General features: G+C 72.4%; 22 protein-coding genes. 4 read left to right on the top strand and 18 right to left on the bottom strand.

Going from position 1 to position 22,710, the window contains the following annotated elements; genetic code table 11:
* Nucleotides 1-50: 50 nt before the first annotated feature.
* From QC029_RS18175 to QC029_RS18165, 3 genes are all read right to left on the bottom strand, one after another.
* The gene (locus QC029_RS18175) at nt 51-2,642 is read right to left on the bottom strand and encodes an ATP-binding protein (RefSeq protein WP_279556741.1); all 2,592 of its coding nucleotides are present in this window, start codon (nt 2,640-2,642) and stop codon (nt 51-53) included.
* A gap of 177 nt (nt 2,643-2,819) precedes the next feature.
* On the bottom strand, nt 2,820-3,149 hold the full coding sequence (locus tag QC029_RS18170; RefSeq protein WP_279556740.1) for an STAS domain-containing protein: 330 nt from the start codon (nt 3,147-3,149) through the stop codon (nt 2,820-2,822).
* A 156-nt stretch (nt 3,150-3,305) separates the two neighbouring features.
* Nucleotides 3,306-4,154, bottom strand: a complete 849-nt coding sequence (locus QC029_RS18165) for a 3-hydroxyacyl-CoA dehydrogenase family protein (RefSeq protein WP_279556739.1) — start codon at nt 4,152-4,154, stop codon at nt 3,306-3,308.
* Between the two features lie 332 nt (nt 4,155-4,486).
* Here QC029_RS18165 and QC029_RS18160 point away from each other — a divergent pair, with 332 nt between their 5' ends.
* Complete coding sequence (locus QC029_RS18160; RefSeq protein WP_279556738.1) at nt 4,487-5,059, top strand: cob(I)yrinic acid a,c-diamide adenosyltransferase; 573 nt, start codon at nt 4,487-4,489, stop codon at nt 5,057-5,059.
* Between the two features lie 106 nt (nt 5,060-5,165).
* On the opposite strand, the gene QC029_RS18155 is transcribed toward QC029_RS18160, so the two are convergent.
* Entirely contained in the window at nt 5,166-5,756 is a 591-nt protein-coding gene (locus QC029_RS18155; RefSeq protein WP_279556737.1) for a hypothetical protein, read from the bottom strand.
* 168 nt (nt 5,757-5,924) lie between these two features.
* Between QC029_RS18155 and QC029_RS18150 the strand changes: the two genes are divergently transcribed.
* From QC029_RS18150 to QC029_RS18140, 3 genes are all read left to right on the top strand, one after another.
* The gene (locus tag QC029_RS18150) at nt 5,925-7,220 is read left to right on the top strand and encodes a sensor histidine kinase (RefSeq protein WP_279556736.1); all 1,296 of its coding nucleotides are present in this window, start codon (nt 5,925-5,927) and stop codon (nt 7,218-7,220) included.
* Nucleotides 7,217-7,879 (top strand): response regulator transcription factor, encoded by a 663-nt coding sequence (locus tag QC029_RS18145; RefSeq protein WP_279556735.1) that lies wholly within the window; start codon nt 7,217-7,219, stop codon nt 7,877-7,879. Before QC029_RS18150 ends, QC029_RS18145 begins: the two co-directional genes overlap by 4 nt.
* Nucleotides 7,880-8,101: 222 nt before the next feature.
* Nucleotides 8,102-9,880 (top strand): glycoside hydrolase family 18 chitinase, encoded by a 1,779-nt coding sequence (locus QC029_RS18140; RefSeq protein ID WP_279556745.1) that lies wholly within the window; start codon nt 8,102-8,104, stop codon nt 9,878-9,880.
* Nucleotides 9,881-10,409: 529 nt separating this feature from the next.
* On the opposite strand, the gene QC029_RS18135 is transcribed toward QC029_RS18140, so the two are convergent.
* From QC029_RS18135 to prmC, 14 genes are all read right to left on the bottom strand, one after another.
* Entirely contained in the window at nt 10,410-10,865 is a 456-nt protein-coding gene (locus tag QC029_RS18135) for a DUF2550 domain-containing protein (protein WP_279556734.1), read from the bottom strand.
* Between the two features lie 129 nt (nt 10,866-10,994).
* Nucleotides 10,995-11,378, bottom strand: a complete 384-nt coding sequence (locus tag QC029_RS18130; protein ID WP_279556733.1) for a F0F1 ATP synthase subunit epsilon — start codon at nt 11,376-11,378, stop codon at nt 10,995-10,997.
* Between the two features lie 90 nt (nt 11,379-11,468).
* Nucleotides 11,469-12,923 (bottom strand): F0F1 ATP synthase subunit beta, encoded by a 1,455-nt coding sequence (atpD, locus tag QC029_RS18125; protein WP_279556732.1) that lies wholly within the window; start codon nt 12,921-12,923, stop codon nt 11,469-11,471.
* Nucleotides 12,924-12,928: 5 nt separating this feature from the next.
* Nucleotides 12,929-13,858, bottom strand: coding sequence for a F0F1 ATP synthase subunit gamma (locus QC029_RS18120; protein ID WP_279556731.1), 930 nt, complete (start codon nt 13,856-13,858; stop codon nt 12,929-12,931).
* Nucleotides 13,859-13,860: 2 nt separating this feature from the next.
* A complete protein-coding gene (atpA, locus tag QC029_RS18115; protein ID WP_279556730.1) occupies nt 13,861-15,432 on the bottom strand; it encodes a F0F1 ATP synthase subunit alpha in 1,572 nt (523 codons plus the stop codon).
* A gap of 119 nt (nt 15,433-15,551) precedes the next feature.
* The gene (locus QC029_RS18110) at nt 15,552-16,376 is read right to left on the bottom strand and encodes a F0F1 ATP synthase subunit delta (RefSeq protein WP_279556729.1); all 825 of its coding nucleotides are present in this window, start codon (nt 16,374-16,376) and stop codon (nt 15,552-15,554) included.
* Nucleotides 16,373-16,933 carry a F0F1 ATP synthase subunit B gene (locus QC029_RS18105; RefSeq protein WP_279556728.1) on the bottom strand — a complete coding sequence of 187 codons (561 nt, stop codon included), beginning with the start codon at nt 16,931-16,933 and terminating at the stop codon, nt 16,373-16,375. Before QC029_RS18105 ends, QC029_RS18110 begins: the two co-directional genes overlap by 4 nt.
* Before the next feature lie 41 nt (nt 16,934-16,974).
* Entirely contained in the window at nt 16,975-17,211 is a 237-nt protein-coding gene (atpE, locus tag QC029_RS18100; RefSeq protein WP_093661941.1) for an ATP synthase F0 subunit C, read from the bottom strand.
* A gap of 75 nt (nt 17,212-17,286) precedes the next feature.
* Nucleotides 17,287-18,096, bottom strand: coding sequence for a F0F1 ATP synthase subunit A (atpB, locus tag QC029_RS18095; protein WP_279556727.1), 810 nt, complete (start codon nt 18,094-18,096; stop codon nt 17,287-17,289).
* Nucleotides 18,097-18,342: 246 nt separating this feature from the next.
* Complete coding sequence (locus QC029_RS18090) at nt 18,343-18,780, bottom strand: hypothetical protein (protein ID WP_279556726.1); 438 nt, start codon at nt 18,778-18,780, stop codon at nt 18,343-18,345.
* A gap of 251 nt (nt 18,781-19,031) precedes the next feature.
* Nucleotides 19,032-20,402, bottom strand: a complete 1,371-nt coding sequence (locus QC029_RS18085; RefSeq protein ID WP_279556725.1) for an MraY family glycosyltransferase — start codon at nt 20,400-20,402, stop codon at nt 19,032-19,034.
* 141 nt (nt 20,403-20,543) lie between these two features.
* Nucleotides 20,544-21,188: a protein-tyrosine-phosphatase gene (locus tag QC029_RS18080; RefSeq protein WP_279556724.1), complete on the bottom strand. Its 645-nt coding sequence runs from the start codon at nt 21,186-21,188 to the stop codon at nt 20,544-20,546.
* On the bottom strand, nt 21,185-21,832 hold the full coding sequence (locus tag QC029_RS18075; protein WP_279556723.1) for an L-threonylcarbamoyladenylate synthase: 648 nt from the start codon (nt 21,830-21,832) through the stop codon (nt 21,185-21,187). Before QC029_RS18075 ends, QC029_RS18080 begins: the two co-directional genes overlap by 4 nt.
* Nucleotides 21,833-22,678 carry a peptide chain release factor N(5)-glutamine methyltransferase gene (gene prmC, locus QC029_RS18070; protein WP_279556722.1) on the bottom strand — a complete coding sequence of 282 codons (846 nt, stop codon included), beginning with the start codon at nt 22,676-22,678 and terminating at the stop codon, nt 21,833-21,835. It lies immediately after the preceding gene.
* Nucleotides 22,679-22,710 lie beyond the last annotated feature (32 nt).

The raw sequence follows: 22,710 nt of genomic DNA, 5'->3' as shown, positions 1-22,710 counted from the left end.
GGCCGGAACCGCGTCCAGCGCGGTTCCGGCCGGGGGCGTCGTGCGCGGGGTCAGATGACCGGGCTCTCCCCGGAGGCTTGGGGCCCGGGCTCGGAGCCGGCGACGGGGGCGACGCTGCTCGGCACGGGCTCACTGGCGCTGGCGGTCCCGCCGTTCGGCGTCTCACCACCGGTGTCACCCGGATCGCCGGTCGGTTCCTCCGACTCGCTGGGGGGGTCCTCCGGTTGCGTGGACGACTCACCGGGGGTCTCCTCCGGTTCCGTCGTCCCGCCGTCCGGCTTCCTCGTGTCCGTCGGAGTGCCCGGTCCGGTGGTCGTCCTGGTCGGCTGCCGCGTGCTCCCGGTGGACGTGCCGGCCGTCTCCTCGACCTCCTCGGTCTCCCCGGACGACGTGGACGCCCCTCCCGGCGCGGCCGGACTCGTCCCGTCGGCCGACGGGGTGCCCGGTGCGGTCGGCGAGCTGCTCGCCCCCGGCTTCTCCTCGCGCTCGCCGCTGGGGCTCGGCGGGGGCTCCTCGACGGTGATGCCGTCGTCCTCCCGGGAGGTGACCGCCGGGTTGACGCTGCCGGTGGGCTCCTCGCCGCCCGAGGTCATGCCGATCGTGACGACCGTGCCGACGAGGGCGGCCAGCAGCGCGCCCGCGCCCGCCGCGAAGATGTTGCGCCGGGCCCCCAGGAGCGCGAGCCCGCGGGTGTCGCGGCGGCCGGCGGCCGGGCCGCCCTCGCCGTACGCGGTCCGGACGAACGGGGTGGGCCGGGTCAGCGCCTCGCTGCCGGACGTCTCGTCGAACGCGCTGCCCACCGTCACCGGCGGGACCGCCAGAGCGGGGGGCAGCTTGCCGAGCGTCGGCGTGCTTCCGGTGGTCTGCGGCCCGGGCGGGGCCGGCGCCGCGGGCGGCACGGACGCCGCGGGCGGTACGGGCGCGGGGGACGCGGGCGGCACGGCGACGGCCGGGAGCAGCCCCCCGGGGGCCTTCCCGCTCTCCGGGGCTCCCCCGGGCCCGTCCCCGGCCTCCAGCGCGGAGCGGTCCTCGACCAGGGCCAGCGCACGCCGTCCGGCGACCGTGCCCCGGCGGTCCGCGAGCACCCCGCGCAGTCCGATGGACGCCTCGAGTTCGGCGCGGGCGCGGTCCAGATGACCGGCGCACAGGGCCAGCACGCCCAGATCGTGGTGGAAGTACGCCTCCTCGGCCACCTCGCCCGCCGTACGCGCCGCCTCCTGGCCGCCGCGCAGCATCCGCTCCCAGGCGCTCCAGTACAGCGACGCCGCCAGGATGGGCGCGGCGGTGCGGGCCAGCAGCACGGCCGCGCTCGCGTGGCCGCCGCGCTGGGCGCCCTGGACGGCCGCGAGCACCGCCTCGGCCTCCTGCGCCACCCGCTCCGGGGTGACCGAGGGGTGGCCGGTCCACCAGGCGTAGTGCCGGGCGGCGGCGCGGGCGCGGTCGTCGGCGCCGTCGGCGTATCCGGCGGCGGCGAGCTGCCCGGCCACGTCCGGGGCGAGCCGGTAGTGCGTCCCGGCGGTGGTGACCAGGCCGCAGGCGAGGAGTTCGCCCAGGGAGGCGTCGGCGTCGGCGTCGTCCACCAGCGCGGGCAGATGGGCCGGGTGCGGCAGCACACCGCCGAGCGCGACGGCGAAGCGCAGCACCTCGCGGGTGGGTTCGGACAGCCGGGCGGCCAGCAGCGCCGCGGGGGCCGCGCCCTCGGCGAGCGTCGGCAGCGAGGCGCCCGCCCGCCCGGCCTCCGCCGTCTCCCCGGCGCTCCCGGCACCGCCGTCGCCGTCACCACCGCCGGCCGCGGTCCGCCCGGAGTCCTCCGCCTCCGCGTCACGCTGCCGCAGCAGCGCGCCGGCCTGGACGAAGCGCAGCGGCAGCCCCTCGGACTCGAACCACAGGTCCGCCACCCACTGCGCCTCGTCCTCGGTCAGGGGGCGGCGGACGATGCGCTCCATCAGGTCGCGGCAGGCGGCGCGGCTGATGCCGGAGAGGGAGACCTCCTCCAGCGGCGCGTCGGCGGAGGGCGCGGGGGTGTCGGGCGTGGCCGTGATCAGGAAGGCGCACTCGGGCGTGGCGTCGAGGAGGGAGTCGAGCGCCCGGCCGCCGAACTCGATGTCGTCCAGCAGGACGACCGCGCCCACGCCGCGCACCGCCGCCTCCAGCCCGGCGCGGTCGGGGCGGTGCCGGGGGGCGTCGTGGACGGCGGCGAACAGCTCGTACAGCAGGTCGCCGGGCGTACGCTGGCAGCCGCTGAGCCGGATGACACCGTCCGGCGCCAGGTCGGCGCACTCGGCGGCGACGGCGGCCAGCAGGGAGCTGCGCCCGGAGCCGGGGGCCCCGGTGAGGCGGACCGAACGACCGCGCCTGAGCAGCCGGAGGAGGTGCTCGCGTTCCGCCGTGCGCTCCAGCAGCGGCAGGTCGGGCAGGGAGATCCCCGTCGGGAGCGGGGCCACGGCGGCGCGCTCCCGCTCGGCGCGGGACTCCGCGGTGCGCCGCCGGGGCGTGCCGGGGCGCTTGCCGGGCGGGCAGGGCTCGATCTCGCTGCCGTCGACGGGATTGACGGTCAGCAGGTACTCACCCGCTATGAGCGGGATCGCGCGGGTGATGGCCCCGCTGTCCTGTTCCTCGGATCCCGTGTGGTTCGGGTCCATCGTGGGTGCCCCCAGATGCGGTGCGTACTCGAAGCTCAGCTCTCCGGGCCGACCGTACGCTCGCCTTCGCTCGTGGTCCGGTGGCCGTCCGCAGCGCAGTGTAGGCGGCGGGTTCATGAACCCTAGTCCCTGGTCCGGGAGTCCGGGCAAGCCCGGGCGGGACCCCTGCCGGAATAGTTATGGCTTGGTCAGGGTCCCGCCCTCGGGGAGGCCGCCGCCCTCGATGGCCAGGATGCGGTGCAGGCGGGTGGCCACCAGCAGGCGCTGCATCTGGGGCGGTACGTCCCGCAGGACGAGGCGGCGCCCGCACCGGCCCGCCCGCCGGTGCGCGCCCATGATCACGCCGAGGCCGGTCGCGTCCCACGAGTCCAGCTCGGCGAGGTCCAGCACGAGATCGCCCTCCCCGGAGTCGACCGCGGTGTGCAGGACCGAACGGGCGTCCGCCGCGCTGCGGACGTCGAGGCGACCTCCGACGACCAGTTCAGCGTGGTCGCCCCTGATGTGCATATCCGCTCCCCCGGAAGAAGTGGTCCGTCCGTGACTGTTGTGTGCCCATGTCTCACCACAACTGACTGCCGGTTCGGCAGTTGAGTTGCCGTCCATACTCGAACCGGTACCGAATTCACCCGTAGGGGCGACCCGTTGTGTGCCGTACGGGTCCGCTCAGTACCGGTAGAAGCCCCGACCGCTCTTGCGGCCGATGTCGCCGGCGTCCACCATGCGCCGCATCAGCTCCGGCGGGGCGAACTTCTCGTCCTGCGACTCGGTGTAGATGTTCTCGGTGGCGTGCAGCAGGATGTCGACGCCGGTGAGGTCCGCGGTGGCCAGCGGGCCCATGGCGTGCCCGAAGCCCAACCTGCAGGCGGTGTCGATGTCCTCGGCGGTCGCGACGCCCGACTCGTGGAGCTTGGCGGCCTCCACCACCAGGGCCGAGATCAGCCGGGTGGTGACGAAGCCCGCGACGTCGCGGTTGACGACGATACAGGTCTTGCCGACGCCCTCGGCGAACTCCCGGGCGGCGGCGAGGGTTTCGTCGCTGGTCTTGTGACCGCGCACCAGCTCGCACAGCTGCATCATCGGCACGGGCGAGAAGAAGTGGGTGCCCACGACCCGCTCGGGGCGCTCCGTCGCCGCCGCGATCTTGGTGATCGGGATGGCGGAGGTGTTGGAGGCGAGCACCGCCTCGTCCTTCACCAGGCCGTCGAGCGTGCGGAAGATCTCCCGCTTGACGTCGATCCGCTCGAAGACGGCCTCGACCACGATGTCGGCGTCGGAGGCGGCGTCGAGGTCGGTGGTGGTGGTGATGCGGTCGAGCGCGGCCCCGGCCTCCTCGGCCGACAGCTTCCCCTTCGCGACGAACTTGTCGTACGAGGCCCGGATGCCGTCCGTGCCGCGCCGCAGCGCCTCGTCGGTGATGTCGCGCAGCACCACGTCCCAGCCCGCCTGGGCGGAGACCTGGGCGATGCCCGATCCCATGAGTCCGGCGCCGATGACGGCAAGCTTCTTGGCCACGTGTACGTCCCCTCTGCGGCTTTGCGGTGCGACTCTCAGGCGGACCTTAGCGCCCGTGAGCGCGCGGTGGGCGGGTAAGAGATGCGCGTCACGTCTCACATGGCGGACATCACACCGACAGGGCCCATCCGGCGGACCGCCGCGCGCAGTTGGGCGCCCCCGCGCGGTGCGCGGCTCCGGGGCGGCGGACCCGGCACGGCCTCGGTGCGGCCTCGGTGCGGCCTCGGTGCGGACCCGGTGCGGACCCGGTGCGGCCGTACCGCGCGGCGCCGCCGCCGTGACGGTGGGCACACATCCCTTCCGCGCGGCCGGGGCGTGGCTAGGCTCGGCCCATGGTCAACCTGACGCGCATCTACACCCGCACCGGCGACGACGGCACCACCGCCCTCGGTGACATGAGCCGTACCGCCAAGACCGACTCCCGCATCGCGGCCTACGCCGACGCCAACGAGGCCAACGCCGCGATCGGGGTGGCCATCGCGCTCGGCGGCCTGCCCGAGGAGATCACGGAGGTCCTGGTCCGGGTGCAGAACGACCTGTTCGACGTGGGCGCGGACCTGGCGACACCGGTGGTGGAGAACCCCGAGTACCCGCCGCTGCGGGTGGAGCAGGGCTACATCGACAGGCTGGAGGCGGACTGCGACCGCTTCCTGGCCGATCTGGAGAAGCTGCGCAGCTTCATCCTGCCGGGCGGCACCCCCGGCGCCGCCCTGCTCCACCAGGCGTGCACGGTCGTCCGCCGCGCCGAGCGCTCGACGTGGGCGGCGCTCGAGGAGCACGGCGGGATCATGAACCGCCTGACGGCCACCTACCTCAACCGGCTGTCGGACCTGCTGTTCATCCTGGCCAGGTCCGCCAACAAGGAGAGGGGCGACGTCCTCTGGGTCCCCGGCGAGAACCGCTGACGCCGCGCCGGGCCGCCGGCGCGGACCGGGCGGGGTCCCCGGGGAGGCGCGGCGGCCGGTCCGCGGGCCGCGCACGGTCTTCCGGTTCCGGGATCCGCCGGCCGCGTCAGCGCCCGGCGGTCTCCCGCACGGCGGACCCGGGGGCCGCGGGGTCCCCGGGCCCCCTCCCCGGCTTCTTCGGCCAGATCGTGTAGCCGAGCGCGATGAGCACGCTGACGCCGGCGACGAGGAGCATCCTGCCCTGCCACTCCACCAGCGACCGGCTCCGCCCGGCGTCGTCGACGTACCAGACCGCGGCCTGGAGCAGCGCCATGGCGATCACCGCGGCGAGCATCGAGCGGGCGCACATCCTCCACTCGTGGACGGCGCGGGCCGTCCCGTACTTCGGGGGCCTCACCGGCGGCGGCCCGCCCGCGAAGCGGTGGGCGAAGTGGCCGTCGGCCCACTTGATCACGTAGTGGCCGTACGCCACCGTGAAGCCGATGTAGACCGCCGCCAGCCCGTGCTTCCAGTCCCCCTCGGCGCCGCCGCGCAGATCGATCGCGGTGACGGCCAGCAGCACCAGTTCCAGCAGCGGCTCGCACAGCAGCACCGCCGCTCCCAGCCGCGGCCTCCGCGCCAGGTACCGCAGGCTCAGTCCCGCCGCCAGCAGCACCCAGAAGCCCACCTCGCAGACGATGATCAGCGTGACGACCACGGCTGGACCACTCCCCTTTCCTCTCCGCCTCCAGCCTGGCCGCCTCCCGGCCCCGGCGCGTCGTCTGCCGCGACGATCCGCGACTGCATCCTTCGATGTACCGCGCCCGTCCCCGTACCGGCCCCGGTGCGGAGGCCGGCGGCCGGGGCGGCCGTGTTTGATGGTGGGGTGAGCACCTTCCGCCCGCCGTTCCCGCGCCCGCACCGCGACGACCTGCTGATCGCCGCCGCCGGGCTGGTGGGCGGGGCGGCGCTGTGGGCGCTGGGGCTGTTCAGCAACCCGCACGCCCCGCTGGGCGGGGACTGGGTGCTGCTGCCGCTGGCGGTGATGGGCCTGGCGGAGGCGCTGCGCCGCACCGCCCCCTCGGCCGCGCTGGCGCTCGGGGCGGTCGCGCTGGTCGGCGACCTGGTCACCCGGTCGCTGCTGGCGACGATCGTGATGTTCACCGACGTGGTCTACGCGGCCGTGCTCTACGGCGGGCCGAGGCTGTCGCGGGCGGTGCTGCCCGCGAGCGCCGCGCTGACCGTCGCCGTGACCGTGGGCACCCTGGCCGCCGTCCGCGGCCCCGAGGCGCTGCTGGCGGGGTTCGTCTGCGGGCTGGTCACGGTCGGTCCGGCGTGGACCGCCGTCATCGTCCGCGACCACCGCAACGCCGCCGCCGCCGAGCGGCTGCGCGCCGAGCAGACCGCGCTGCTGGCGGAGATGGACCGCGTCCAGGCCGTGACCGCCGAGCGCTCCCGGATGGCCCGCGAGCTGCACGACGTCGTGGCCAACCACCTGTCCGCCATCGCCATCCACGCCACCGCCGCGCAGTCGCTCGACGACCACGCCGCCACCAGGCGGGCGCTGGCGGTGATCCGTGAGAACAGCGTCCAGGGTTTGGCCGAAATGCGCCGTCTGATCGGTCTGCTGCGGACTTCGGGCGGTGACGAGGAGGTGTCCGCCGCGCCGACCCTGGACGCCCTCGACGCCCTGCTGGCCCACGCCCGCGCGCACGGCGCGGCCGGGGGCCTCGTCTTCGCCCTCCGCGACGAGCGCCCCGGCCGCCCCCTGCCCGCACCCGTGGAGCTGGCGGCCTACCGCATCGTCCAGGAGTCGCTGACCAACGCGCTCAAGCACGCCTCCCCCGGCGAGGTGACCGTCACCCTGGCCGCGCCCGGCGGGGACGGAGGCGGCGCGGGCCCGCTGACCGTCGCCGTCACCAGCCCGTACGGCCGGCGGCCCGGCCCGCGCGCCCCCGGCTCGGGGGCCGGACTGGTCGGCATGCGCGAGCGCGTCGAACTGCTGGGCGGCGCCTTCTCGGCGGGCCCGGTCACCGCCGCCGACGGCCGCGCGCTGTGGGAGGTGCGGGCGGTGCTGCCCGCCGGGGAGGCTGACGGAAGCGGCGGGCACGGCGGCGGACACGGCAGTGGACACGGCAGTGGACACGGCGGGCACGGGACGAGGGGAAGGGGCGGAGCGTGACCATCCGGGTGCTCGTGGCGGAGGACCAGTCGGCCGTGCGCGCCGGGCTCGTGCTGATCCTGCGCGGCGCGGCGGGCGTCGAGGTCGTCGGGGAGGCGGCCGACGGCGAGGAGGCGGTGCGGCTGGCCCGCGAGCTGCGGCCGGACCTGGTGCTGATGGACGTGCGGATGCCGCGTCTGGACGGGGTCTCGGCGACGGAGCGGGTGGTCGGCGAGGGGCTGGCCGAGGTGCTGGTGCTGACCACCTTCGACCTGGACGCGTACGTCTTCGGCGCGCTGCGCGCGGGCGCGGCGGGCTTCCTGCTCAAGGACAGCGAGGCGGCGCAGCTGGTGGAGGCCGTGCGGACGGTGGCGCGCGGCGAGGGCGTGATCGCCCCGGCCGTGACCAGGCGGCTGATCCGGGAGTTCGCCCGCTCCTCCGCCGTCCCCGGGAACGCGCGGGGGACCGATCCCGCGGTGCTCGGCGTCCTCACCCGGCGCGAGCGCGAGGTGCTGGCGTGTCTGGGCGAGGGGCTGTCCAACGCCGAGATCGCCGACCGGCTGGCGATGGCGGAGGCGACGGTGAAGACGCACGTCAGCCGGCTGCTGGCCAAGCTGGAGCTGCGCAGCAGGGTGCAGGCCGCGGTCCTGGCCCAGGAGTTGGGCGTAACCGGAGGCTAATCCTCCTTTGGTACAGACCTATTGACCGGTGGTCCAGACCACTCTACGCTCCAGGTCAACTGCACGCCCATGCCATGCACATGGCACTCTCCACGAGCGGCGCAGGAGACCCCCCAACGGTCCGGTCCGGCACCGGGCCCTGTGCGAGGAGCGCTCTTGAGAACGAACACCACCGCACACCGCATCAGACACAAGGCCCTCGCGGCCGCGGCCGCACTGCTGATGCCCCTCGGCGCCCTGGTGGCCCTGGCCTCCCCGGTCCAGGCCGCCGAGGCGGCGACCGCCACCTTCTCCAAGCCCTCCGACTGGGGCAGCGGCTTCGAGGGCAAGTGGACGATCAAGAACACCGGTGACACCACCATCAACGGCTGGACGCTGAAGTGGGACTTCCCCACCGGCACCAAGGCCGGGTCCGCGTGGGACGCCTCCCTCACCAGCTCCGGCAACACCTACACCGCCAAGAACCTGAGCTGGAACGGCACCCTGGCCCCCGGCGCCGCCATCAGCTTCGGCTTCAACGGCACCGGCACCGGCGCCCCCTCCAACTGCACCCTCAACGGCCGTCCCTGCGACGGCTCGGGCGGTCCGGTCGACGCCCCGCCCACCGCGCCCGGGATCCCCACCGCGAGCGGCATCACCGACACCTCGGTCAAGCTGAGCTGGGGCGCCGCGAGAGACGACAAGGGCGTCAAGAACTACGACGTCCTGCGCAACGGCTCCAGGGTCGCCACCGTCACCGGCACCACGTACACCGACTCCGGCCTGACGGCGGGCACCACCTACACCTACTCGGTGGTGGCGCGGGACACCGCCGACCAGACCGGCCCGGCCAGCGGTTCCGTCACCGTGAAGACCACCGGCGACGGCGGCGGGGGCGGCACCCCCGGCACGTACGTCAACCTGGGCTACTTCACCGAGTGGGGCATCTACGGACGCAACTACCACGTGAAGGACATCGTCACCTCCGGATCCGCCGAGAAGCTGACCCACATCAACTACTCGTTCGGCAACGTCCAGGGCGGCAAGTGCACCATCGGCGACGCCTTCGCCGCGACCGACAAGGCCTACACCGCCGAGCAGAGCGTCGACGGCAAGGCCGACACCTGGGACCAGCCGCTGCGCGGCAACTTCAACCAGCTGCTGAAGCTGAAGAAGATGTACCCGCACATCAAGGTCCTGTGGTCCTTCGGCGGCTGGACCTGGTCCGGCGGCTTCCCCGACGCCATGAAGAACCCGGCCGCGTTCGCCAAGTCCTGCCACCAGCTGGTCAACGACCCGCGCTGGCAGGGCCTGTTCGACGGCATCGACCTGGACTGGGAGTACCCCAACGCCTGCGGTCTGAGCTGTGACACCAGCGGCCCGGCCGTGATGAGGACGATGGCCCAGGCGTTCCGCGCCGAGTTCGGCAAGCAGCTCGTCACCGCGGCGATCACCGCCGACGCCTCCAGCGGCGGCAAGATCGACTCGGCCGACTACGGCGGCGCCGCCCAGTACCTCGACTGGTACAACGTGATGACGTACGACTACTTCGGCGCCTGGGACAAGACCGGCCCCACCGCTCCCCACTCGCCGCTGACCTCGTACGCCGGCATCCCGAACCCCGCCTTCAACTCCGACGCCGCGATCCAGAAGCTCAAGGCCAAGGGCGTCCCGGCCGAGAAGCTGCTGCTGGGCATCGGCTTCTACGGCCGCGGCTGGACCGGCGTGACCCAGAAGGAGCCCGGCGGCAGCGCCACCGGCGCCGCGCCCGGCACCCACGAGGCGGGCATCGAGGACTACAAGGTCCTCAAGAACCGCTGCCCGGCCAACGGCACCGTCGCCGGCACCGCGTACGCGCACTGCGGCAACGAGTGGTGGAGCTACGACACCCCGGCCACCATCAAGGGGAAGATGAGCTACGCCAAGCAGCAGAAGCTCGGCGGCGCCTTCTTCTGGGAGATCAGCGGCGACACCGCCAACGGCGAGCTGATCACCGCCATCCACGACGGGCTCTACAAGTGACGCCCGGGCGGTAGGACCCGTCCCACGCACCACCCCCCACGGAAAAAGGACCGGGGAGACGGCTCATGCGCCGTCTCCCCGGTCCCGCCGTTTTCCGGCCCGCCCGGCGGCGTCCCGGCGCCGGTCCCGGACCCCCTCCGGGCGCCGGCCCGCCTCAGGAGGGGCACCGGCGGTGGACGGGGCCACGGAACCGCACCACGGGAAGGGGAACCGCCGATCGTGTGCGGGCACGGCCCGCACGGCACGGCGGGGGCCGGTTCCCCGACGGAGTGCGAGGCGGTGGGCGCTCCCGGGTTCGCGCCGGTCCGCGGCCGTGTCCGTGTCCGTGTCCGTGTCCGTGACGGTCCTCGTCCCGGCGGAAGGCGCCGGGCGTGCTCCGCCGGCGCGGCGCGGGGCCGGGAGCCCGCGGCGGCCGCTCAGGCGGCGTTCGCCCTCCCCCGGACTTCCGCCGGGGCGCCGGCAACCCTCAGGGGGCGGGGCGCCGCTCGGGCCGCTTCGGGGCGCCGCTCGCGGGCCGCTTCGGGCCGCCTCAGGCCACGTTCACCCTCTGCCCCGGAGGGGCCGCCTCGAGCCAGGCGAGGAAGCCGGTCAGCGCGTCCTCGCTCATCGCCAGCTCCACCCGGGTGCCCCGGTGCGAGCAGGCCAGGATCAGGGAGTCCGACAGGAGGGCCAGCTCCTCCTCGCCCTCGGGCCTGCGGCGCTCCAGCACCTCGATCGCCTCGCGCTCCAGCAGCCGGCGCGGCCGGGGCGCGTAGGAGAAGACCCGGAACCACTCGACGCGGTCGCCGCTGTACCGGGAGACGCCGTACACCCAGCCCTTGCCGCCGGCCTCGGCGCCCTCGGCGGACTCGGGCGCGTTCCACCGCAGACTGCAGTCGAAGGTGCCGCCCGACCGCTGGATCAGCCGCCGCCGCAGCCCGAAGGCGAACAGCCCCAGCAGCACCAGCGCCAGCACCGCTCCGAACAGCACGAGAGCGAGGACCATCTTCACCGACCTCCTCGCCTCGTCCGTCCGTACGTCCGTTCCGCACCCAGCATCACCTCAGCCGCGGACCGTCCCCGGAGCGAGGCTCCGACGCGATCCGCGGCTGAGGTTACGTACACGCGTGCGGGCTCAGCGCGCGCCCGCCACGGCCCGCAGCCGGATCTCGGCGCGCCGCTCGGCGGCGGCGTCCGCTTCCGACTTCGCCCGCTCCAGCGCACGCTCGGCGCGCTGGACATCGATCTCCTCGGACAGCTCCGCGATCTCCGCGAGCAGCGACAGCTTGTCGTCCGCGAAGGAGATGAAGCCGCCGTGCACCGCGGCGACGACGGTGCCGTCCCCGCTCTCGCCGGTCGTACGGATCGTCACCGGACCCGACTCCAGCACACCGAGCAGCGGCTGGTGGCCGGGCATGACGCCGATATCACCCGACGAGGTGCGCGCGACGACCAGGCTGGCCTCGCCCGACCAGACCTTGCGGTCCGCGGCGACCAACTCGACGTGCAGCTCAGCCACAGTGGCTCCTCGAAACTGGGGTTTTCACAGAATAACGGTGTGCGGTGACAGGGGACGGGCGGACCCGCCCCCTGTCGTGGGGCACGGACGTCAGGAGACGCCCAGCTCCTTGGCCTTGGCCTTGAGGTCGTCCAGGCCACCGCACATGAAGAACGCCTGCTCCGGGAAGTGGTCGTACTCGCCGTCCGCGATCGCGTTGAACGCCGCGATCGACTCGTCCAGCGGAACGTCCGAACCGTCCAGGCCGGTGAACTGCTTCGCCGCGTGGGTGTTCTGCGACAGGAAGCGCTCGATGCGGCGGGCGCGGTGGACGACCAGCTTGTCCTCCTCGCCGAGCTCGTCGATGCCGAGGATGGCGATGATGTCCTGGAGGTCCTTGTACTTCTGCAGGATCCCCTTGACGCGCGTGGCGCACTGGTAGTGCTCCTGCGAGATGTAGCGGGGGTCCAGGATCCGGGAGGTGGAGTCCAGCGGGTCCACCGCCGGGTAGATGCCCTTCTCCGAGATCGGACGCGACAGAACGGTGGTGGCGTCCAGGTGGGCGAAGGTCGTCGCCGGGGCCGGGTCGGTCAGGTCGTCCGCGGGCACGTAGATCGCCTGCATCGAGGTGATCGAGTGGCCTCGGGTCGAGGTGATGCGCTCCTGGAGGAGGCCCATCTCGTCCGCCAGGTTCGGCTGGTAGCCCACCGCGGAGGGCATGCGGCCCAGCAGGGTGGAGACCTCGGAACCGGCCTGGGTGAAGCGGAAGATGTTGTCGATGAAGAACAGCACGTCCTGCTTCTGGACGTCGCGGAAGTACTCCGCCATCGTCAGACCGGCCAGCGCCACGCGCAGACGGGTGCCCGGGGGCTCGTCCATCTGGCCGAAGACCAGCGCGGTCTGCGGGAGAACGCCGGACTCGGCCATCTCCTCGATGAGGTCGTTGCCCTCACGGGTGCGCTCGCCGACGCCGGCGAACACGGAAACGCCCTCGTGCAGCTTGGCCACACGCATGATCATTTCCTGGATGAGGACGGTCTTGCCGACGCCCGCGCCGCCGAACAGACCGATCTTGCCGCCCTTGACGTACGGGGTCAGCAGGTCGACGACCTTCAGGCCGGTCTCGAACATCTCGGTCTTGGACTCGAGCTGGTCGAAGGCCGGGGCCTTGCGGTGGATGTCCCAGCGCTCGGTGACCTCGGACTCGGCCTCCGGCTCGTTCAGGATGCGGCCCAGGGTGTTGAACACCCGGCCCTTGGTGACGTCGCCGACGGGCACCGAGATGCCGCGGCCGGTGTTGGTCACCGGGGCCTGGCGGACCAGGCCGTCGGTGGGCTCCATGGAGATGGCGCGGACCAGGCCCTCGCCCAGGTGCTGGGCGACCTCGAGGGTCAGCGTCTTCTTCGCGCCGTCCTGGGCCGGGTCGGCGACCTCGACGGTCAGCGCGTTGTAGATCTCCGGCATCGCGTCGACGGGGAACTCCACGTCGACGACCGGGCCGATGACCCGCGCGACGCGGCCGGTGGCCACGCCCGCCGCAGCGGTCGGCTCAACAGTGGTGGTCATAGTTGTCAGTCACTCCCCGCAGAAGCGTCGGCCAGCGCGCTGGCACCACCGACGATCTCGCTGATTTCCTGGGTGATGTCGGCCTGGCGGGCCGCGTTGGCAAGCCGCGTGAGCGACTTGATGAGGTCCTCGGCATTGTCCGTCGCCGACTTCATCGCGCGCCGGCGGGCGGCGTGCTCGGAGGCGGCGGACTGGAGGAGGGCGTTGTAGATCCGGCTCTCGACGTACCGCGGCAGCAGCGCGTCGAGGACCTCCTCCGCCGACGGCTCGAAGTCGAACAGCGGGAGGATCCGCTCCTTCTGCTCAACCTCGCCGGCGCCCTGGACATTCCCGGCCTCGTCGAGGCTGAGCGGCAGCAGCCGCCTGCCGACCGGCTGCTGCGTCATCATCGACACGAACTCCGTGAAGACGATGTGCAGCTCGTCCACGCCGCCCTCGGCCGTGTCCTTCTGGACCGCCTCGATCAGCGGTCCGGCCACGGCCTTGGCGTCGGCGTACGACGGCCGGTCGGTGAAGCCCGTCCACGACTGGGCGATCTTCCGGTCGCGGAAGCCGTAGTAGGCCACGCCCTTGCGGCCGACGATGTAGGCGTCGACCTCCTTGCCCTGCGCCCGCAGCCGCTCGGTCAGCCGGTCCGCGGCCTTGATGGCGTTGGCCGAGTAGCCGCCGGCCAGGCCGCGGTCGCTCGTGACGAGCAGGACCGCGGCCCGCACCGGGTTCTCGGCCTCGGTGGTGAGCGGGTGCTGGGTGTTGGAGCCGGTGGCGACGGCGGTGACGGCCCGGGTCAGCTCACTGGCGTAGGGAGTCGACGCGGCCACCTGGCGCTGTGCCTTGACGATGCGCGAGGCGGAGATCATCTCCATCGCCTTGGTGATCTTCTTGGTCGCGGTGACGGAGCGGATCCGCCGCTTGTAGATCCTGACCTGCGCGCCCATGCTCAGCCCTCGCCCAGCAGCTTGCCGTCCGAGGTCTCGAACTGCTTCTTGAAGGAGGCGATGACGTCCGAGAGCGTCTCGAGGGTGTCGTCGGACATCTTGCCGCCCTCGCGGATGCCGGTCATCAGGTCCTTGCGCTCGCGGTGCAGGTGGTCCAGCAGCTCGCGCTCGAAGCGGCGGATGTCCTCGACGGGGACGTCGTCCATCCGGCCGGTGGTGCCCGCCCAGATGGAGACGACCTGGTCCTCGGTCGGGTACGGGGCGTACTGCGACTGCTTGAGCAGCTCGACCATGCGCTTGCCGCGCTCCAGCGCCGCCTTGGAGGCGTCGTCCAGGTCGGAACCGAAGGCGGCGAACGCCTCCAGCTCGCGGAACTGGGCGAGGTCCACGCGGAGCCGGCCGGAGACCTGCTTCATGGCCTTGTGCTGGGCCGAGCCGCCGACGCGGGAGACCGAGATGCCGACGTTCAGCGCCGGGCGCTGGCCCGCGTTGAACAGGTCGGACTCCAGGAAGCACTGGCCGTCGGTGATGGAGATGACGTTGGTCGGGATGAACGCCGACACGTCGTTCGCCTTGGTCTCGATGACCGGCAGACCGGTCATCGAGCCGGCGCCCATCTCGTCCGAGAGCTTGGCGCAGCGCTCCAGCAGCCGGGAGTGCAGGTAGAAGACGTCGCCCGGGTAGGCCTCGCGGCCCGGCGGACGGCGCAGCAGCAGGGACACGGCGCGGTAGGCGTCGGCCTGCTTGGACAGGTCGTCGAAGATGATCAGGACGTGCTTGCCCTGGTACATCCAGTGCTGGCCGATGGCCGAGCCGGTGTAGGGCGCCAGGTACTTGAAGCCCGCCGGGTCGGACGCCGGGGCGGCGACGATGGTGGTGTACTCCAGCGCACCGTTCTCCTCCAGCGCCGCGCGCACGGAGGCGATGGTGGAGCCCTTCTGGCCGATGGCGACGTAGATGCAGCGGACCTGCTTGCCCGGGTCGCCGGAGCGCCAGTTGTCGCGCTGGTTGATGATCGTGTCGATCGCCAGGGCGGTCTTGCCCGTCTGGCGGTCGCCGATGATCAGCTGACGCTGACCGCGGCCGATCGGGGTCATCGCGTCGACGGCCTTGTAGCCCGTCTCCATCGGCTCGTGCACCGACTTGCGCTGCATGACCGTGGGGGCCTGCAGCTCGAGGGCGCGGCGGCCCTCGGTCTCGATCTCGCCGAGGCCGTCGACCGGGTTGCCCAGCGGGTCGACGACACGGCCGAGGTAACCGTCGCCGACCGCGACGGAGAGGACCTCGCCGGTGCGGCGCACCGTCTGGCCCTCTTCGATGCCGCTGAACTCGCCGAGGACGACCGCACCGATCTCGCGCTCCTCGAGGTTGAGGGCGAGGCCGAGGGTGCCGTCCTCGAACTTCAGCAGCTCGTTCGCCATGGTCGAGGGAAGACCCTCGACCTTCGCAATGCCGTCACCGGCAAGGCTGACCGTCCCGACCTCTTCGCGCGAGGCCGCGTCCGGCTTGTACGACTGGACAAAGTTCTCCAGCGCGTCCCGGATCTCATCCGGCCGGATCGTGAGCTCCGCCATCTGGGTTCCCTGCTCTCCTTGTTGGGCCCGTATATGTCTGCTACGGCCCAACTCGGGCCGCCAGTACTGCTTCTTGAGTTGGTGTGGTGCCTACGGCCTTGCGTCCGCCGGCCGCCGGGTCAGCCCGCCATCCGCCGGGTCGCCGCTTCGAGGCGCTCGGAGACGGTGCCGTCGATGACCTCGTCGCCGATCCGCACCCTGATCCCGCCGAGGACCCCGGGGTCCACGTCGAGGTTGAGGTGCACCGCGCGCCCGTACAGCTTCGCCAGCGCGGCGCCCAGGCGCTGCTTCTGGTGGTCGCTGAGCGGTACGGCGGTGGTGACCACCGCCACCGAGCGGTTCCGGCGCTCGGCCGCCAGCCTGGAGAGGGCCTCCAGGCCCCCTTCAAGACTACGGCCACGCGGCTGGCGCACCAGGCGGACGACCAGTCGCTCGGTGGCGGGCCTGGCCCGGCCCCCGAGCAGCCGGCGCAGCAGCTCGGTCTTGGCGGCCTTCAGGGCGCCGTCGGAGACCTTGCCGCCCAGAGCCGCGCGCAGCTCGGGCGAGGAGGCGACCGTCCGGGAGAACCGGAACAGCTCGTCCTCGACGTCGTCCAGGCTGCCGTCGCGCTCGGCGGCGGTGAGGTCGGCCACGTCGGCCAGCTGCTCGACCGCGTCCACCAGGTCGCGCGAGCGCGACCAGCGGGAGCGGACCATGCCGGAGACCAGGTCGACGGCCTCGCCGCCCACCTGGCCGCGCAGCAGGCTGCCGGCCAGCTCGGCCTTGGCCTCGCCGGACCGCGCCGGGTCGGTGAGGACCCGACGCAGCGACACCTCGCGGTCGAGCAGCGCGGTGACCGCGGCCAGCTCGTCGGCGAGCCGGGCCGCGTCGACGGACGTGGAGTCCGTCAGCGCGTCCAGTCGCTCCCGGGCTGCGGCCAGCGCCTCGCGGCTCGCTCCGTTCATCGGGCGGCTCCGGTTTCGGCGGAGGCCGCCTTCGTCTCGAGCTCGTCGAGGAAGCGGTCGATCGTGCGGCTCTGCCGGGCGACGTCCTCGAGGGACTCGCCGACCAGCTTGCCGGCCAGGTCGGTGGCGAGCTTGCCCACGTCCTGGCGCAGCGCCTGCGCGGCCTGCCGGCGGTCGGCCTCGATCTGGGCGTGACCGGCGGCGATGATCTCCTCACGCTGCCGCTGGCCCTCCGCGCGCATCTCCGCGATGAGCACGGCGCCCTGCTCCTGCGCCTCCTGGCGCAGGCGCGCGGCCTCGTGACGGGCCTCGGCGAGCTGGGCCTTGTACTGCTCGAGGGTCTGCTGCGCCTCGAGCTGGGCCGCCTCGGCCTTCTCGATGCCGCCCTCGATGGCCTCCCGCCGCTCGTCCAGAACCCTGTTGATGTTCGGGAGGAGCTTCTTGGCGAGGAACCAGAAGACGATGGCGAACGCGATCAGGCCGATGACGAGCTCTGGGATCGGCGGGATCAGAGGATTCTGAGGCTCCTCCGCCGCCAGCTGTACCAGGGCGTTCACATCAGTGCCTTTCGTCGAAAGAGGCTGTCAGTGGGCCGTGCTCACTGACCGAACACGAACGGCATGACGATGCCGATCAGGGCCAGGGCCTCACAGAAGGCGAAGCCGAGGATCTGGTTGGCACGGATCAGACCGGCGGCCTCGGGCTGGCGGGCCAGGGCCTGGGTGCCGTTGCCGAAGATGATGCCGATGCCCACGCCGGGACCGATCGCGGCCAGGCCGTAGCCGATCGAGCCGAGGGAACCGGTGACAGCGGCGAGGTTCGCAAGGTCGGACATGCCGTATCTTCCTTCTTCTTCATGAACCGGTGGGGGTTGGCCACCGGACAGCCAGGGGATGGGGAGGCGGGGGGCTCAGTGGTGCTCGGCGAGCGCGCCCTGCACGTAGTTGGCGGCCAGGAGGACGAAGACGTACGCCTGGACGGCCTGGATGAAGAGCTCGAACGCGGTGAGGACGATCACCATGACGAACGAGACGCCGGCGTAGGCGATGCCGATGCCGTTCAGCAGGTACCAGCTCGCGATGGTGAACATGACCAGCAGCAGGTGGCCGGCGAACATGTTGGCGAAGAGTCGCACCGCGTGCGTGAACGGGCGGACCAGCGTGTTCGAGAAGAACTCGATCACGACGACCAGGGGAAGCACCGCGCCGAGCGACTTGTCGTAGCCCGTGATGTTCTTGAAGCCGCCGCCGAAGCCGTGCTTCTTGAAGGTCAGGAACATCCACGTGACGTAGACGATCAGGGCCATGCCCGCCGGGAAGGCGATGATCGAGGTCACCGGGAACTGGGCCAGCGGGACGATGGACCAGAGGTTCATGATCCAGATGAAGAAGAACAGCGCCACCATGAAGGGCACGAACTTCTCGCCGTCGCGCTTGCCGAGCGTCTCGTAGACGATGCCGCGGCGCACGAAGTCGTAGCCGGCCTCGCCGACCATCTGCAGCTTGCCGGGCACCAGCTTCGGCTTGTTGAAGGCGGCCCAGAAGAAGCCGACCACCACGACCGTGCTCAGCAGCGCCAGCAGGATCGGCTTGTTGAACTCGAACCCGCCGATCGTGAACATCGGCTCGAAGATGAACGAGTGCAGGCCCGGAGCAGGAAAGCCGCACCCGTCGAAGATGTGGCAGTCGACCTCGAAGGCGAGCATCTGGTCAGAACTCACCGCGGGCTCCTTCAACATGGCGCATGGGTACGGCAACCTCGATGTGTCGGCGCGGCGCACGGCCACGGAACGGCACTGGACTGGACTTGCGAATGTGGGGGCGGCTGGTGGGCTGCGCTGGCTGCCGCTTCCGTCCCGGGAAACCTGTGGACGAACCAGCGGATTCAGCCACCCGCGCCTGCGATACCGCAGTTGGCACCGGACGATAGCAGGAGTTCGAACGCCTCTTTATCCCGGCCCTACGCGTCACGGCTTGGACCCCTGGGCCGCGGGCCCGCTCCCGGTGGACGGCTCGGGCTCCACGTACAGGATCTTGGCCTTCATGTGGGCGCGGGCCTGGGCGGCGATCCACACCAGGGTGGTTCCGAGCAGGGAGAAGGCGAACGCCTTGGTGTCGAACAGCGTGGTGTTCTTGAAGACCGCGAGCAGAACCGCGAGCAGCAGGATCTGCGTCGTGTAGAGCATCAGGCCCATGGCCTGGAACAGGTACGGGTAGGACTTGGCGACCCACTGCAGCACGGTGAGGCCGATCCCCATGAAGAGGATCACGATGACCGCTCCGAACGCCGCGCCGATCACACCCTTGCCGCCGGCGAGCACGCCGCCCGCGACTGCGGCCACCGCACCGGCGGCGGCGGTCGGTACGGCGCAGCGCAGCAGCATGCGAACGTCGTTCGACTGCATGGGGAAGGCTCCGAGATGTCGGGGGCGTCTTGTCGTCGCTGACGAGCGTATCCCCGGCGCTCGAGGAGGAAGGCCTCGCCCGCAGGACCGCCGCACTACGGTCCTTCAGGATGGGTACCGGGTTCTCGTGAACGGTATCACAAACTATTTGATGAGGTCTTTACCTACATCGTGTGCGAACTCTCACACGACCGGGGTAGTCCGTGTGGCGTCGTGCTGACGCCCGCCGGGAAGGCTGCTATGCGCGGGGCTCACGAGCGGCTGTCGGCCCCGTGCCGCGCGAGGCGGTCGCGCTCCCGCAGCGAGGTCGCCCCGCCGGGCTTCCGCGCCGCCGGCTCCCGTGAGTCCTCCGGGTCCGCTCCCGGCCTCCCCCCGGTCTCCTCGGCCGGCGCCCCCTCCGCCTCCTCCGGTCCCTCCAACCTCTCCGACCCCTCCGGTCCTTCCGCGGGCTTCGGCCGGATCCGGTAGCGCGGCGGAACGAGCCGCTGCGCCCAGCGCGGCACCCTCGGGGTGAACCGCGGCAGCAGCAGGATCACCAGCCCCACCGCGCTCAGCAGCACGATGGCGAGCACGATCACCAGGCTGGAGGAGCGCACCGAGAAGGCCACCGCGCCGAAGGCGATCAGCGCCGACCAGAAGTACATGATCAGGACGGCGCGGCTGTGGGAGTGGCCGATCTCCAGCAGCCGGTGGTGCAGGTGGCCGCGGTCGGCGGCGAACGGCGACTGGCCCCGCCAGGTGCGCCGTACGACCGCCAGCACCAGGTCGGCGATCGGCACCGCGATGACCGTCAGGGGCAGCAGCACCGGCATGTAGACCGGCACCATCGCGTACACGCCCGAGCGGATGGAGCCCTCGGACTCGGTGATCCGGTCCGGGTCGATCTGACCGGTGATGGACACGGCGCCGGCGGCCAGCACCAGCCCGATGAGCATCGATCCCGAGTCCCCCATGAAGATCCGCGCGGGGTGCATGTTGTGCGGCAGGAACCCCAGGCACATGCCCATGAGGACCGCGACGAAGAGGGTGGCGGGCGCGGCGCCCTCGATGCCGTGGCCGTACCACATCCGGTAGGCGTAGACGAAGAACGCCGCGGAGGCGATGGCGACCATGCCGGAGGCGAGGCCGTCCAGACCGTCCACGAAGTTGACCGCGTTGATGGTGACGACGACCAGCGCGACGGTCAGCAGCGTGCCCTGGAGGGGGGTGACGGCGACGTTGCCCACGCCCGGCACCGGCAGCCACAGGATGGTCAGGCCCTGCCAGACCATCACGCCGGCGGCGATCATCTGGCCGCCGAGCTTGACCAGCGCGTCCACGCCCCACTTGTCGTCCAGCACGCCCAGCAGCCAGATGAGGCCGGCGCCGGCCAGCAGCGCGCGGGGCTCGTCCGAGAGCCTGAAGACGTCGCCGACGTTGGTGAGCTGGGAGGCCACCAGCAGACCCGCGCACAGCCCGCCGAACATGGCGATGCCGCCGAGCCGGGGCGTCGGTTCGCGGTGCACGTCGCGGGCCCGGATCTCGGGCATCGCGCCCGCCGCGATCGCGAACTTCCGCACCGGCCCGGTGAGGAGGTAGGTGACCGCGGCCGTGACGCACAGCGTCAGCAGGTATTCACGCACGGATTCCCCAGAACTCTCGCAGGCTTCCCGGGCTCACACCCGGAACACCACACCTTAGACAACGGTCCGGCACGGACGGTTGCGCACCGCCTCCGCCGCCCGCCTTCCCCCGGCCCGTCCCCGGCGCCGTCCGGCCCGTCCTCACGTCCGCGCCGGAACTCCCGTCAGGGCCGTGACCACCGGGTCGAGGGCCGCGCTGATCTCCTCGCCGACGCTGCGGAAGTACGTGATGGGCGCGCCGTAGGGGTCGTACACCTCGTCCGCCTCCGCGCTGGGCGCCAGCAGCCAGCCGCGCAGCGCCGCGGCGGCCCGCACCAGGGCCCGGGCGCGCTCGACCACCCCGCCGTCGGAGTCGGCGTCCGGCAGGGTGGCGGGGTCGATGGCCCGCACCAGGCGGGTGAACTCCTTGAGCGTGAAGGTGCGCAGCCCCGCCGAGTGCCCCATGGAGATCACCTGCGCCCGGTGGTCGCGGGTCGCGGTCAGCACCAGGTCGGCGCGGATGACGTGCTCGTCCAGCAGCTCGCGGCCGGTGAAGCCGGACGGGTCCGCGCCGTACTCCAGCAGGACCTCGGCGGCGTGCTCCTCCATCGGCGCGCCCTCGTGCCCCCACGTCCCCGCGCTCTCCACGACCAGTCCGCCGGCCCGGTCGTCGCCGAGCCGGTCCACCAGGGCGTGCCTGGTCAGCCGCTCGGTGATCGGGGAGCGGCAGACGTTGCCGGTGGAGACGTGGAGGATGCGGAAGACCGGTATGCCATGCTCCTCGGGCGCCCCGTCGGGCGGAGTCAACTGGCGACCTCGAGGTCGGGTACGACCTTGCGCAGCTCCTCCGCGCTGATCGCGCCCGCGCGCAGCAGCCTGGGCACCGGGCCGGTGACGTCGACGATCGAGGAGGGCACCGAGTCCGAGGTGGGGCCGCCGTCGAGGTAGACGGCGACGGAGTCGCCCAGCATCTCCTGGGCGGCGTCGCAGTCCTGCGGGGCGGGGTGGCCGGTGAGGTTGGCCGAGGAGACGGCCATCGGGCCGGTCTCGGTCAGCAGCTCGATCGCCACCGGGTGCAGCGGCATGCGGACCGCGACCGTGCCGTGGGTCTCGCCCAGGTCCCAGGTCAGCGAGGGCTGGTGGCGGGCGACGAGGGTGAGCGCGCCGGGCCAGAAGGCGTCCACCAGTTCCCAGGCCCGCTCGGAGAAGTCGGTGACCAGGCCGTGGAGGGTGTTGGGGGAGCCGATCAGGACGGGCGAGGGCATGCCGCGCCCGCGTCCCTTGGCCTCCAGCAGATCGCCGACGGCCTCCGGGGTGAAGGCGTCGGCGCCGATGCCGTAGACCGTGTCCGTGGGCAGCACGACGAGTTCGCCGCGGCGGACCGCCGAGGCTGCCTCGCGCAGGCCGGTCGCGCGGTCGGTCGCGTCGGAGCAGTCGTAACGCCGTGCCATTTACGGCACCTCCCTGCGGGCTGTGGCAAAACGGGGCCGGTTGTTGAGATCGGGGTGGTCCGCGGCGTCCGCCCAGCCGCGGTCCTCGGTGAAGATCCAGGGGACCTGGCCGCCCTGGGTGTCGGCGTGCTCGATGACGACCAGGCCGCCGGGGCGGAGCAGCCGGTGCGCGGTGCGCTCGATGCCGCGGATGACGTCCAGTCCGTCCTCGCCGGAGAACAGCGCCATCTGCGGGTCGTGGTCGCGCGCCTCGGGGGCGACGTACTCCCACTCGGTGAGCGGGATGTAGGGCGGGTTGGAGATGACGAGGTCGACCTGGCCGTCCAGCTCGGGGAGGGCGGTCAGGGCGTCGCCGTGGTGGAGGGCGACGCGGGAGCCCTCGGTGTTCTTCCGGGCCCACTCCAGGGCGCCCTCGTCCAGCTCGACGGCGTGCACGCGCGAGCGGGGCACCTCCTGGGCGAGCGCGAGCGCGATGGCTCCGGAGCCGGTGCACAGGTCGACGATCAGGGGCTCGGCGACGTCCATGGCGCGCACGGCGTCTATCGCCCAGCCGACCACGGACTCGGTCTCGGGGCGCGGCACGAACACCCCCGGGCCCACCTGGAGTTCGAGGTAGCGGAAGAAGGCGCGGCCGGTGATGTGCTGGAGCGGCTCGCGGGCCTCGCGGCGTGCGACGGCCTCCCAGTAGCGGGCGTCGAAGTCGGCGTCGGCGACGCGGTGCAGCTCCCCGCGCCTGACGCCGTGCACGTACGCCGCCAGCTCCTCCGCGTCGAAGCGCGGGGAGGGCACTCCGGCGTCGGCGAGCCGCTGGGTGGCCTGGGCCACCTCGGCGAGCAGTACGTTCACGTTCCTCGTCCTCCACCCGTCGCTGCGCGCCC

This window comes from Streptomyces sp. DH37 (assembly GCF_029813835.1).
Taxonomy (GTDB): domain Bacteria; phylum Actinomycetota; class Actinomycetes; order Streptomycetales; family Streptomycetaceae; genus Streptomyces.
Note: the sequence above shows the minus strand (reverse complement) of the source record. Positions and strands in the feature narration are given on the sequence as shown.

Bases quoted from the DNA above. Each gene is read 5' to 3' on its own strand.
- QC029_RS18175 (WP_279556741.1), bottom strand. From the start codon at position 2,642: ATGGACCCGAACCACACGGGATCCGAGGAACAGGACAGCGGGGCCATC.
- QC029_RS18170 (WP_279556740.1), bottom strand. From the start codon at position 3,149: ATGCACATCAGGGGCGACCACGCTGAACTGGTCGTCGGAGGTCGCCTC.
- QC029_RS18160 (WP_279556738.1), top strand. From the start codon at position 4,487: ATGGTCAACCTGACGCGCATCTACACCCGCACCGGCGACGACGGCACC.
- QC029_RS18140 (WP_279556745.1), top strand. From the start codon at position 8,102: ATGCCCCTCGGCGCCCTGGTGGCCCTGGCCTCCCCGGTCCAGGCCGCC.
- QC029_RS18135 (WP_279556734.1), bottom strand. From the start codon at position 10,865: ATGGTCCTCGCTCTCGTGCTGTTCGGAGCGGTGCTGGCGCTGGTGCTG.
- atpD (WP_279556732.1), bottom strand. From the start codon at position 12,923: ATGACCACCACTGTTGAGCCGACCGCTGCGGCGGGCGTGGCCACCGGC.
- QC029_RS18120 (WP_279556731.1), bottom strand. From the start codon at position 13,858: ATGGGCGCGCAGGTCAGGATCTACAAGCGGCGGATCCGCTCCGTCACC.
- atpA (WP_279556730.1), bottom strand. From the start codon at position 15,432: ATGGCGGAGCTCACGATCCGGCCGGATGAGATCCGGGACGCGCTGGAG.
- QC029_RS18110 (WP_279556729.1), bottom strand. From the start codon at position 16,376: ATGAACGGAGCGAGCCGCGAGGCGCTGGCCGCAGCCCGGGAGCGACTG.
- atpE (WP_093661941.1), bottom strand. From the start codon at position 17,211: ATGTCCGACCTTGCGAACCTCGCCGCTGTCACCGGTTCCCTCGGCTCG.
- QC029_RS18090 (WP_279556726.1), bottom strand. From the start codon at position 18,780: ATGCAGTCGAACGACGTTCGCATGCTGCTGCGCTGCGCCGTACCGACC.
- QC029_RS18075 (WP_279556723.1), bottom strand. From the start codon at position 21,832: ATGGCACGGCGTTACGACTGCTCCGACGCGACCGACCGCGCGACCGGC.